The 12534-nt window shown below is 57.1% G+C and carries 10 protein-coding genes, 1 tRNA gene and 1 pseudogene; 8 read left to right on the top strand and 4 right to left on the bottom strand.

Annotated features, from left to right (window positions below):
* The 3 genes from JCM13996_RS07630 to JCM13996_RS07620 all read left to right on the top strand — a co-directional run.
* On the top strand, window positions 1–959 hold a 959-nt coding region (locus JCM13996_RS07630), incomplete at its 5' end, for an LPXTG cell wall anchor domain-containing protein (protein ID WP_156321909.1).
* 178 nt (window positions 960–1137) lie between these two features.
* Window positions 1138–2784, top strand: coding sequence for a phosphoenolpyruvate carboxykinase (ATP) (locus tag JCM13996_RS07625; RefSeq protein ID WP_054750667.1), 1647 nt, complete (start codon window positions 1138–1140; stop codon window positions 2782–2784).
* 183 nt (window positions 2785–2967) lie between these two features.
* A complete protein-coding gene (locus JCM13996_RS07620) occupies window positions 2968–4458 on the top strand; it encodes a UDP-N-acetylmuramoyl-L-alanyl-D-glutamate--2,6-diaminopimelate ligase (protein WP_054750666.1) in 1491 nt (496 codons plus the stop codon).
* A 129-nt stretch (window positions 4459–4587) separates the two neighbouring features.
* Here the strand turns inward: JCM13996_RS07620 and JCM13996_RS07615 are convergent, their stop codons facing one another.
* On the bottom strand, window positions 4588–4872 hold the full coding sequence (locus JCM13996_RS07615) for a hypothetical protein (RefSeq protein WP_054750665.1): 285 nt from the start codon (window positions 4870–4872) through the stop codon (window positions 4588–4590).
* Between the two features lie 52 nt (window positions 4873–4924).
* Between JCM13996_RS07615 and JCM13996_RS07610 the strand changes: the two genes are divergently transcribed.
* Window positions 4925–5905 (top strand): serine hydrolase, encoded by a 981-nt coding sequence (locus tag JCM13996_RS07610; protein ID WP_082383881.1) that lies wholly within the window; start codon window positions 4925–4927, stop codon window positions 5903–5905.
* Between the two features lie 87 nt (window positions 5906–5992).
* Here the strand turns inward: JCM13996_RS07610 and JCM13996_RS07605 are convergent, their stop codons facing one another.
* The gene (locus tag JCM13996_RS07605; protein ID WP_054750664.1) at window positions 5993–6856 is read right to left on the bottom strand and encodes an aldose 1-epimerase family protein; all 864 of its coding nucleotides are present in this window, start codon (window positions 6854–6856) and stop codon (window positions 5993–5995) included.
* A gap of 403 nt (window positions 6857–7259) precedes the next feature.
* Between JCM13996_RS07605 and proB the strand changes: the two genes are divergently transcribed.
* The 3 genes from proB to JCM13996_RS11875 all read left to right on the top strand — a co-directional run bounded on the left by proB (window position 7260) and on the right by JCM13996_RS11875 (window position 9858).
* Entirely contained in the window at window positions 7260–8093 is an 834-nt protein-coding gene (gene proB / locus JCM13996_RS07600) for a glutamate 5-kinase (RefSeq protein WP_420836033.1), read from the top strand.
* A 24-nt stretch (window positions 8094–8117) separates the two neighbouring features.
* Window positions 8118–9371, top strand: coding sequence for a glutamate-5-semialdehyde dehydrogenase (locus tag JCM13996_RS07595; RefSeq protein WP_054750663.1), 1254 nt, complete (start codon window positions 8118–8120; stop codon window positions 9369–9371).
* A gap of 193 nt (window positions 9372–9564) precedes the next feature.
* Window positions 9565–9858, top strand: a complete 294-nt coding sequence (locus JCM13996_RS11875; RefSeq protein WP_225353523.1) for a hypothetical protein — start codon at window positions 9565–9567, stop codon at window positions 9856–9858.
* Window positions 9859–10093: 235 nt separating this feature from the next.
* On the opposite strand, the pseudogene JCM13996_RS07585 reads toward JCM13996_RS11875, so the two are convergent.
* Window positions 10094–10773 (bottom strand): annotated as a pseudogene (locus tag JCM13996_RS07585) (2,3-bisphosphoglycerate-dependent phosphoglycerate mutase).
* A 385-nt stretch (window positions 10774–11158) separates the two neighbouring features.
* Window positions 11159–11230, bottom strand: a tRNA-Glu gene (locus tag JCM13996_RS07580).
* 401 nt (window positions 11231–11631) lie between these two features.
* On the opposite strand from JCM13996_RS07580, the gene JCM13996_RS07575 reads away from it, so the two are divergent.
* The gene (locus tag JCM13996_RS07575; RefSeq protein WP_054750662.1) at window positions 11632–12513 is read left to right on the top strand and encodes a hypothetical protein; all 882 of its coding nucleotides are present in this window, start codon (window positions 11632–11634) and stop codon (window positions 12511–12513) included.
* The last annotated feature ends 21 nt before the right edge of the window (window positions 12514–12534 follow it).

Genomic DNA, 12534 nt, shown 5'->3' with positions numbered 1-12534 from the left:
CACCAGCCGTGAGTGTTGATGCGGATGATTACTATGATTACGCGCGCGCAGGTGTACTGCCGGACACCGACCCGCAAGTACGGACGCAGGTGCCACCAGCGGTGAGTGTTGCCGCGGATAACTACTACGACTATACACAGGCAGGTGCCGAGCCGGACACTGATCCGCAGGTGCGGACGCAAGTAGCCCCAGCCACCAGTGATACAGCCGATGACTATTACGACTACACACAGCCGGGTGTACTGTCAGACACTGACCCGCAAGTACGGACACAGGTACCACCAGCGGTGAGTGTTGATGCGGATGATTACTATGATTACACGCGCGAAGGTGTGCTACCAGACACCGACCCGCAAGCACGGACGCAGGTACCACCAGCGGTGAGTGTTGCCGCGGATGACTACTACGACTACACACAGGCAGGTGCCGAGCCGGACACCGACCCGCAGGTACGGACGCAAGTAGCTCCGGCCACCAGTGTTACAGCCGATGACTATTACGACTACACGCAGGCGGGGGTCCTTCCCGACACCGACCCGCAGGTACGTACCCGTACCGACGCAGAGTCGCTTTGGGTGGACAGCGCCACGTACCAGGCGGCGTTCCCCCAGGGCGTGCTGCCGGACAGTGACCCACACGAATACACAATCACCGAGGAGGCGGCGGTGGATGTTGTGCCGGGGGCTGAGGGTAATCAGTCGGTGGACCGAAGCAAAGTAGATGTGCCAACCTCGACGGCAGCACCAACCACTATACCCGTAGCGACCGGGGTAGCCCCCCACGTGACGACTAGTTTGGTTGCTACCACCGCGGCCGGTGCACCCGCAACTTTGGCTAACCAGGCGCCGCATACGTTACCGCAAACATCTGAGCACGCACCTAGCATCTGGGCCGCGTTAGGTGTCGGTTTGTTAGCCAGTTGTGGTTTTCTGTGGTACGGCCGGCGCCAAGACGCTTAATGGTGAACAATGAACAGGTGATGGGGGATGCCACGTGGTGCACGCGGTGTGCCCCATTTTTGTTAATGTACATTTTTGCACAAATCCCATTGGCGATAATTGACAGCGCATACATTGCCCACCTAAACTTAATATGAGGTTAGAACTGCAGCCAGAACCATAGATGGAGGACATTAATATGACCACGACTGAACGATTTGCGCGTGGGGCGATTGCGCCAGACAACCGCTTATTTTCGAACTTCAAGGTAATGGTGGAAACCGCGTTTTATGGTAATAACGTGACGCCGGTAGACGATCTGGCCACGGCGTATCACAACGCAGCGACAACACCTGGGGTAATTATCACCGATATGCCGGTAGCCCACGCCGCGGACCTGGGGTTGCCCGCGGACGCGAAGTTACTGGTATCCAATGATGGCAAAGTCGTGGGGCGGACCGCGGCGGCCCGACGCATCATCGGCCAGCCGGGCATCGACTCTGACTACTATGCTGGTATTTTGCGCGAAGCCATCTTTGACGGCACCAGCCGTCAGTTTGACCGTGGCGACGTCATTGTGGGCCTGAGTAATGAGTTTTCTGTACACGCCCACCTGTGCTTGAACCACCGGTCCGCACCCAACTTCTATTCTTACTTACTCAATTTCCAGCTGGCGACGGCGGACGCCCGCGCCCATTATGCGGACTCGGCGGCCTTGCCGGAGGACGACATCTACCTGTACGCGGATCCGGAGTGGTCCCACCCGGACTTTCCGAACGGGCTGGCGCTCTTTGACCCGGCGCACAACGTGGCCGCGGTCCTGGGCCTGCGCTACTTTGGCGAGCTGAAGAAGGCAACCCTGACGCTAGCATGGGCCACTGCCCACCGCAACGGGTTTGTCGCCTGTCATGGCGGCATGAAGCAGTACGACTTGGGCGACCGCAAGTTCACGATGGCGGCGTACGGTCTGTCGGGGTCGGGTAAGTCGACCATCACCTTTGCTAAGCACGGCGATAAGTACAAAGTCACGATTTTGCACGACGACGCGTTTGTCATCAACCAGCAGACGGGTTCGACCACGGCACTGGAGCCGGCCTACTTTGATAAGACCGCTGATTACCACACTTATGACGACGCGGTCCGGTACTTCCTGACCTGCCAAAATGTGGGCGTGACGCTGGATGAGGATGGCAAGAAAGTGATTGTGACCCAGGAACTGCGTAACAACAACGGCCGGGCGGTCAAATCCCGCTACATGACGCCCAACCGGGCTGACCACCTAGCTGAGCCGCTGGATGCGATTTTCTGGATCATGAAGGACGAGACCCTGCCACCAATTCTGCAGATCGATGACCCGGCACTGGCCGCGGTCTTTGGCCTGACGTTGGCGACGAAGCGCTCCACGGCCGAGAACCTGGTGGGACCGGTGGACCGCAATCAGTTAGTCATCGAGCCGTTTGCGAACCCGTTCCGGTGTTACCCACTGGCCGAGGACTATGCGGACTTCAAAGCGTTGTTCCACGACCGCGGGACGGCTTGTTACGTCCTCAACACCGGTTACTACGGCACCACCAAGGTCACCCCGGCGGTCACACTGGGTGCCATCGAACAGGTGGCCAATGAGCGTGGTACCTGGCACGCCTTTGGCCCAGTGCCAGGGATGCAGTACCTGCCCGTGGATGGGTACTCGGTCGACTTTGCTGACGCCGACTACGCCCAGGCGTTCCGGGCCCGGATCCAGGCGCGGCTGGACTTCGTCAACCAGCAGAAGACCGCCATGGAGGGCTATAACCAGCTGCCGGCAGACGCCGCGACGGTCCTGCAAGCGGTGCTGGATCAACTGTAAATTTAGGATCACGCACAAACCGTTACGGCCGGTGGGTCGTAACGGTTTTGTTAGTATATGTTTTCAAGAAAATAGCCTAAAAATCCCGCGAACGGCCGTCACACGGCGTCAGTTTACGTTATACTATGGTTTGTTAGTGTTACAAGAATGTAACAATTATCGGTTTCAGAAAGGAAGAACGGCATGCAGGTACACACGCTGACTAATATTCTCGCTGTTGGGCCCGATGATCGGGACCAACTCAATCACGCCACCACGGAGATCACCATGGTGACGGCTAATACCCGGGAGGTCCGTCCGGGCGCGTGTTTCGTCGCGATTGCCGGGGCCAACTTTGATGGTCACGAGCACCTGGATGAGGTGTTCGCGGCCGGCGCTGTCCTGGCCGTCGTGGAGCGGCCGGTCGCCTTTGAAGGCGCGGGCATGGTGGTGACGGTGCCAGATACGCACAAAGCGCTGGCGGAACTCGCCGCCGCGTTCAACGGCAACCCGAGTCGGGACCTGAACGTGATCGGGGTGACCGGGACGAACGGTAAGACCACGGTGACCCACCTGATCAGTAAGATTCTCGGCGATAACGGCATGAATACAGGTATTATGGGGACGCTGTACAACAAAGTCGGGGACGAAAAGTTGTCGACGGTCAATACCACCTCCGATGCCAACACCATCCAGCGGGTGCTGGCTGCGATGCGTGACGCCGGTAACGCCGCGGCGGCCATTGAGGTCTCCTCGATTGCACTGGACCAGGGCCGCAACTGGGGGACCGACTTTGACACCGCGGTGTTCACGAACCTGACTGAGGACCATCTGGACTACCACAAGACCATGGCGGCCTACTTTGCCGCCAAGAGCCTGCTGTTCAGTGAGTTGGGTAGCGGCCTGAGCCGCAACGGTCGCAGCAAGACGGCCGTCATCAACACCGACGACCCGGCCGGTGTTAAGCTGGTTACGATTGCGCAGCACACGGTCGCCAACGTGATTACCTACGGGGTGGACCACCCCGCTACGGTGCAGGCGACGGACATCGCGACGACCAACCACGGCACGCGGTTCAACCTGCATTTCTACGGGCGGACGTACCCGGTCCACATGCACCTAGTGGGCGAATTCAACGTCTACAACGTGCTGGCCGCCTTTGGGGCTGCGTACGGCCAGGGTATTGCTGTGCCGGACATCATCCGCAGCATTGAAGCCGCAACTGGGGTGCCGGGCCGCTTTCAGCCGGTGCCCAACGACAAAGACGTGGTGGTCCTGGTCGACTACGCGCACACGCCGGACGGCCTGGAGAACGTCTTGACGACCATCCGCAAGTTCGCGAAGCAGCGGATCTTCTGCGTGGTTGGTGCTGGTGGTGACCGTGACCACAACAAGCGCCACATCATGGGCGAGATTGCCGTCCGCTTGGCGACCGACCCCGTGTTCACTTCGGACAACCCACGGACGGAGGACCCTGACAGCATCCTGGATATGGTCGTTAGCGCCGTACCAGCGGATAGCTATCAGCGGTTCACCGACCGGCGGGAAGCCATTCGCTACGCCATCAACGCGGCGCAACCCGGCGACGTTGTCCTGATTGCTGGGAAGGGCCACGAAGACTACCAGATTATCGGCCACACCAAGCACCACTTTGACGACTTTGAAGAAGCCACCGCCGCGTTAAACGCCAAGTAGGCTGTGTTAGTGGTGGTGGGTGGTGCTAGTAATTTTTGTGCACAAGCAAATAAGAATTGTCAGCTAATGTGGAAGCATCGGCTGGCATTTTTTTTGTTTAACGTTGCCGCGTTGTGCCATCAGTTTATGTCATACCCCTGCTTCAATCGCCCAACCACTAGCGACACACACTTCGCAGCCCAGTTGCGCCCGTGACGGCTGGCCTTCGAAGGTGGTGGGATCGTTACGTTGCAACCCATTGTTCATTGATTGTATCAGCCAGCCGGTGTGTAAACGCCAGCTGGCTTTTTTTGCGTCAATATTTAGCATTAATTGACCTTCACCGCGAGCTGATTCATTCATCACCAGCTCCGCCTCAGTCACCATGTGCCAAAAATTCGTGGTTTCGTCATAATTTGGTTGCAAAGGCGCCACGTGGGCCCGCTACACTGGACGTATTCTGCAATTGGGGGCAATTATTTTGCATATGCATTCACAGGACCGCCGCCACGAACGAATCGTGGCCGCCATTGTCGTCGTTCTCGGCGCCATGGCTGTTGCACTCCTTTTCTGGCGGGCCGCCGGCGACACCCAGGGTCACGGCCAGCACACCCAGGCCGCCACCAGCAGCAGTTCTTCCACCACTAGCGCGGCGACCACCGCCGCCAAGAAGCGCAGCGTGATCCAACGGAACCTGCAACATTACCTGAATGAGGTGACCAAAGACGGGGATGCCAGCGTCAGCTTTTACAGTCTTGACGCTACCAGCGGGTCGGCCGCAGACAGTACCACCGACCAACTGACGTACGGGAACGGCAAAATTGCCGTGGACAGTAACGCCACCACCACCGAGACTTCGGCCAGCACCTATAAGCTGTTCATCGCCGCCTACTTATTACACCTGCATCAGGAGGGTAAGTTTAGTTGGACCACCGCGAACAAAGAGGGCTTCTACCAGATGGTGGTCAATTCCAGCAACACCTTTCCTGAAAGTATTCTCGCGGAGTACGGGCGTACCAGCATCAACGCGTTCATCAAGAGCCAGGAGTGGGCAAACCCCGTCTTCCATGGCGACAGTGAAGCGGCCAGCACCACCAGCCGCAGCCTGCGCCAACTACTACAGGCGCTCGCGGCTGGCACCGGTGTGTTTAGCAACCGTAGTGACCGGCAGTACCTCCTCAGCCTGATGAGCAAGCAGGTCTACCGCGACGGTATCCCCGCCGGCGTGGCGAGCGTCGACAGCGGCGCCACGGTAGCCGATAAGGTCGGTTTCCTCGACGACGTCAACAATGACGCCGGCATCGTCACCACCAGTGACGGCCACCGCTATATTCTGGTGATCATGACCCACGGCCACAACCAAACGACGCTCGACTTTACCCGCGTCAAGGCCATCGCCACTAAGGTGCAGAAGATCGTTTATGGCAGTAGTGCTGGGACCAAGATTGTAGACTACAGTGGCGACTAAACGCCAAAAGCGCCCGCACCAGCGACCGTTGTAGTCGTTGGTGCGGGCGCTATTTTGCGCGCAATGTTTGCTTAATTTACTCCAGTGTCATGGTGTAGCCAAAGTCACTCTGCCACCCGGGGCGACAGTGGTGTTGCCCGGCTTCTGGTACCAGTCGGTCGGTTGCCCGGACACATCCGGCAGGCCGTGGAACGGCTCGACGCAAACGAACGGTGCGTGCTTGTGTTCCGGACTCCACAGCGTCAGGTACGGGAAGTCGGCCAGGCTCAGCGTGACTTTGTAACTACCATCCTTGCTGGCCAAAGTGGCACTAGTGGCATCCGGCGCGTTGATAATCAGCAGCCCATCATCAAGCAGTTCGTGGCTGAGTGGCAGGGAAGCCCCGTCCGCGGCGGTCAGCGGCTCGACTTTGCCATTGCGGAACGGTACCGGTCCGATGCCGAACTTGGTGAGCGGCAGCTTGGCGCCGGTCAGCGTGACGACGTACTGATCCAGCGGCTGGCTGAGCGCAAAGCCGGGGTGTGACCCCAGCGCAAACGGTAACGGCTGGGCAGAGGTGTTGGCGACGGTGTAGTGGACCGCGAGTCCGGTCACGGTCAGCGTGTAGGTGACGGTGAGGGCAAAGGCAAACGGGTACAGCTTCCGCGTCTCGGCATTGTCATGCAACGTCAGGGTGACGGTGTCGTCGCGACTTTGCGTGACGTCCGTGAATTCAAAGTCGCGGGCAAAGCCGTGCTGGTGCATCGGGTACGTCCGACCGTCGACGACGTACTGGTCGTCGTTGGACCGACCGATGGCGGGAAACAGGATCGGGGCGTGACGGCCCCAGTATTTTCCGGTGGTGTCGGACCAGATGTATTCGCGCCCGTCCTGGCGACGAGTCAACGTGGTGAGCTCGGCGCCGAACGGGTTGACGGTGGCGGTAAATTGTGTGTTAGTGAGTGTAATCAAAGGGTGTCCTCCTCAAAGTCGGGGCGCGCGGCTACCCCAGCGGCACGCCCAACGGTGTGGTACCCCTCAAACTAGAACCAAACACCTACAGTATAAATGACCAACATGCAAAAGTTTACCCTAAATTGCAACCGCCTTGACAAAAGTAAGTCGATGGCCGTATGATAACGACAGGTTTTGGGCCGCGGCCCACCGCCAGTCATAGTAGTGCCTCACAGGGAGAATGGTCACGGACTGCAAGCCGTTCAATGCGCACGAATCCAAGCTGGCAGGAACAGATGAACAAGCATATATGGTAGTCAAAGAGTGAAGCGTTGCTTCGAACGAGGATGGTACCGCCCGGTGAGGGTGCCTCGGTCGGGCAACGCTTTTTGTCACAGGAACGCACGTGGAGGACGGCAACATGATGGCACAGACACGCACAAAACGGGTAGTAGTTAAAATTGGTACAAGTAGCCTCATCTATCCGGATGGCAAAGTGAACCTGCAAACTATCGACCGTCTGGCCTATGCTCTCACCGCCCTGCAGAACCAGGGTTGCGAAGTCCTCCTGGTGTCATCTGGTGCCATCGGGGTCGGCCTCGACATGCTGGGTCAGCACGAGCGCCCCGCCGCCATTGCCGGCCAACAAGCCCTGGCTGCGATTGGTCAATCGCAACTGATGTCGTTGTACACCCGCCGGTTTACTGACTACGGGACAATGGTGGGACAGTTGCTGTTGACGTACGACGTCTTTGATTACCCCGTTAGCCGCATCCACGTGCTTGACACTATTGAAGCGTTACTGGCGCAAAACATTATTCCGGTCATCAACGAAAACGACTCGGTGGCGACTGATGAAATGGATCACCGCACCACCTTTGGCGATAACGATCAGCTCTCCGCCCTTGTTGCGCGGCAAGTGGACGCCGACGTCCTGATCATCATGTCGGACATCGACGGTCTCTACAACGTCGACCCGCGTAAGTACGCCGACGCACACTTGCTGCACCACGTCACGCGGGTAACCGACGCGATTCTCGCCGGCGCCAGTGGCAGCTCGACCCGCTTTGGTACGGGCGGCATGGTCACTAAGCTCAAGGCCGCCAACACAATGATTACGGCGGGCAAAACGATGGTGTTGGTTAACGGCGCCGACCCGCGGGTGGTGCTGCGCGTCATGGCGGGGGAGGACATCGGCACTCGCTTTGCGCCAGCTAACAAGATGCCACACGCGCAATCCGCACAGTCACGGTAAGGAGTTAATAGGAGGAATTTGAACATGGACAACGTACAAACGAACGATTTACAGGCCATGGGTCGCGCAGCCAAAGCCGCGGCGGCCACCCTGGCGCAGTTGCCGGATCCCGACAAGCAGCGGGCCCTTAACGTGATGGCTGACGCCGTGATTGCCGCGACCGACACCATCCTGGCGGCCAACCAGCAGGACCTGGACGGAGCCACCATCGATCCCCGGTTCCTCGACCGGCTACGGTTGACACCCGCTCGCGTGCAGGACATGGCGGCGGGTTTGCGCCAAGTGGCGCAGTTGCCGGACCCAACGGCACAGATCGACCGCGGGTGGGTGACCGAGGACGGGCTGACCATTACCCAGCGGCGCGTACCGCTTGGCGTGGTAGCGATGATTTACGAAGCGCGCCCTAACGTGACCGTAGATGCGGCCGGGCTCACCTTTAAGAGCGGCAACGCCGTTATCCTGCGTGGGGGCAAAGAAGCGTTGCATAGTAACCAGGCTCTGGCTACGACTTTGCGTCACGCCCTGACCAGCATCGACCTGCCTGCCGACGCCGTCCAGCTGATTACCGACCCGAGCCACGCGCTGGCGACGGAGCTGATGCACCTGAATCAGTACGTTGACGTGCTGATCCCGCGTGGTGGGGCCGGCTTGATCAACCGGGTCGTGCAGACGGCAACCGTGCCGGTGATCGAGACCGGGGCGGGCAACTGTCACATCTACGTGGACGACGCGGCGGACCTGGAAATGGCGCGTAAGATCGTCATCAACGCCAAGGTCCAGCGTCCGTCCGTCTGCAACGCGGCTGAAAAGCTGTTGATCAACGCCAGCGTGGCTGATGCCTACCTGCCAGTACTGGCGGCTGACCTGCGTGCGCACGGTGTGGAGCTGCGTGGTGACGACCGGGCCCGCGCCATCGTGCCGGACATGGTGGCGGCAACCGCTGAGGACTGGGATACCGAGTACAACGACTTGATCATGGCGGTCAAAGTCGTGGACGATGTCGATGCCGCAATCGCGCACATCAACGCGCACAACACCAAGCACTCCGAGGTCATCATCACCAACAACTTGGCCCACAGTCGCCGCTTCCAGGACTTGGTTGATGCTGCTTGCGTTTACGTGAACGCTTCGACGCGGTTCACTGACGGCTTTAAGTTTGGCTTTGGTGCTGAAATCGGCATTAGTACGCAGAAATTGCACGCGCGCGGCCCGATGGGGTTGGACGCGCTGACCACCACGAAGTACGAGATCGTCGGTAACGGGCAGGTGCGCGCATAGTGTTGACCAGTCGACGGCGGCCCGCAAAACGGTTATAATGGTTTTCGACGTAATCGCCAGGTGGCGATAGAACAGCGCAGGAGGTGCACGATGGCAGAATCAAAGTCAAAGGCAAAAAAACAAGGCAAAAATTCCCGCTAACGCAGTTGAGTTAGCGGTTGGTGACAAGGTTGACGTCGCCAAAGGCACGAGTGTGCCGAATGGCTTCAAGGGCACCGTGGAAAAGATTTACACCAACTCCGCTATGCTCACGATTGACGATTTTGACACGGAGGATTCCGTGGTGGTTGAAGACCTGAAACACAAGACCGTCATCAACTTTGCGAACATCAAGCTTGGGGGCAAGCCCGTTAAGGCGCCGGTCACCGAAGAGGATGAAGCCAAGAACAAGAATAAGAACGCCCGGAAGTCTGGCGCGGTCAAGACCATTAAGCCGGCCAGCGACACGAAGGACACCAAGGACGCTAAGGATACCGAGAAAAAGTAACGCGACCATTGAGTAGCGTGACTATCATTGATTGTTAGCACCCGCACCGTTGACGGTTGGGGGTGCTTTTTTTTATGTGCGGCGGAAATGGCCGCTACTGGTTGGCTTGTACACGCATAAAAAAAGTGGTGCCGGGCGATTTCTACGAACCGTCCGGTACCACCATGGTGAATTAATTTAAACTGACGTGATGTTTTGCAAAGTTGGTGACAACTTCGCGGGACATCACGTTTTTTTATTTCTCCGCTAACGTCACTTTATCCGTAATTGCCAGCCGCTGGTTGAGCGTGTAGACGATGGGGGCGGCGTTGCCAACCTCGACCCCATCAATGTCGGTGTCAGCGATGCCTTCCAGGTGCTTAATGAGGGCCCGCAACGTCGAACCGTGCGCGACGATCAGCTGGTTGTGGCCCGCCCGTAGCTGCGGCACCACCGCGTCGTTCCAGTAGGGCAACAACCGCGCACTGGCGTCGGCTAAGCTCTCACCGGTGGGATGATACTCGTGGGCCAGTGGGCGTAGCGGCGTTGGTGGTGTGCCCGGGCTAAGTGTGGTGGCTCGGCGGTGTAACTCCGCCGCCACTGGGCCACCTGTTGGCGGCCAAACAACGCCCGCGTTTTGTCCTTGTTCAACCCACGTAGCGCGCCGTAGTGCCGCTCGTTAAGACGCCAACTCTTGGTGATAGGTAGCCAGTTGGCGTGTAACTCGTCCTGAATGATGTAGGCGGTCATGATGGCGCGCCGCAACATCGAAGTGTGAACCGCCGTGAACTGTAGGCCGCTGGCGGCGATCAGTTGGCCAGCAACGTGTGCTTGGGCGCGACCGTGCGCCGTTAAGTCGACGTCGGACCAACCGGTGTAGGTATTATCAAAGTTGGCGGTGCTTTCACCGTGACGAACCAAAACTAGTTGAACCATGTTGCCCCCGTGGATACTGAAATGTAATTACGTCCATTATAGCACCCGGAGAGCGGGTTTCTGCAAATGGTGGAAAAAGCGACCGTAACGCTAGCGGTTGTGGCAATCATCTTGGCATTATTAACGTTATGGCATGACTTTATCGTCTAGGGAAGTTTTACGATGGTTGCAAAGAGGGCCAGCGCCGCGCAAATGCGCGTGGTCAAGAAGTGGGTCCACGGTGACCGCGAGTGGCACGCAAAGCTCAATGCGCGATCAACTACAAAATCGTTTATTCGCGATCCTGACCATGCATTTTGCGTTTTATTCCTGTCAAATAAAAAAAGCGAGAAACCCCGCCATAGCGGCATTCCTCGCTGAACAAAACCTGTGTTTGTTTTACTGATCACCCGTACGGGATTCGAACCCGTGTTTTCGCGCTGAGAACGCGACGTCTTAACCCCTTGACCAACGGGCAATGTCAATTAATTGAGCACTATTACATTCTACGGGATTTGACGTGAATGTCAATGGGTTGCGCGTAACTTTTTGGCGTGGACAAGGTCAAACACCGACAGGTACGGCCGGAATTACCGCGGGCGGAAGGCCTAGCCAACGGTGCTCGGTACTGCTCCTGCCGTAATTTTTGCCTCACCTAGCCCCACTAAATTACAAATATGCAAAATCCGGGCAAAAAAAATCCTGCTATTTTGCTTCTGCAAATACTGCCGTCAAAAAAAAGGCTTTATATAATGGGGGCACAGTTAAATAGCCCGATTCGCACTTGAGGGTATCGCAATCACGCAAGATGAATTTATTCGTCGAGCTGGGTTGAAACTGGCAGTACTGATTGATTTTGGGGGCAGGAGGATGAAGAGAATGAAGCGTGGGCATAAGTTCTGGGCACTAGCGGTGGGTTTGATGGCGGTACTCGCATTAAGCGCGTGTGGACACCAATCCAAGAAGTTTTATGGGCAAGCGTTGCAATCGCGCAAACCAACCGTGTGGTTACCAATCGATTTTAGGGCCCAAATTGAACAAACTGGCAAGGTCAGCATGGATGCTAGTACGGAGGTTCCAGAAATCTTCGTGGTTAAGAATGGCATGGCGGTGGAATTGTCTGCGGTCACGGCTGGGGATAGTTTACACCCCACTTACTACAGTAGAAAGGACTGGACGGTGCGGTCTTTTGACAAAGCACTGACGTTAGGACAACTAAGCAAAATGTCCACCGATCAGATTATTGCGAAGTACGAAGCGTTGGACAAAAAGACTTATAAATACTACCGGAAATCATTTGTTGATAATGTCGTGGCTAATGGTAATCGCATCATGACTGATGATTACGTTGAGAACGGCTTTGACGGTGACGACGACGTGGACATGCGTATTAATTACGACCGCGATTACGCCCAAAAGTACTTCAACTGGTTGCAAAACACTGCCTCGGGCGATTACGTGGCGCCAACACCGCAAAAGGTCAAGGCTTACATTGCGCCTAATAGCAGTAATAACAAGGGTAAAACGGCCATCCGTGAAAAAGTGGTTTTTGGTCATGCGCAGGTTTGGGGCAAGAAGCAAATGCCCATTGATACTGCGGAATTCGATCGCCGGATGGGCATTCCGGTCCAGGATTCTAACAGCGGTGGTAAGATTTCCAACATGTCATTCAATGCCACCGCCATGCCGGCACTACGTAACAATGGTTGGTGGATGGAATTGTCCGCTAAACCGGACCGTATTGATAAAAAAAATTGGTAGTTCACGGTTCTACGGGTTTAG

This window comes from Lacticaseibacillus thailandensis DSM 22698 = JCM 13996 (assembly GCF_001312865.1).
GTDB classification, from domain to species: domain Bacteria; phylum Bacillota; class Bacilli; order Lactobacillales; family Lactobacillaceae; genus Lacticaseibacillus; species Lacticaseibacillus thailandensis.
The sequence above is the reverse complement of the archived record's forward strand: the minus strand, read 5'-3'. Positions and strand labels throughout refer to the sequence as shown.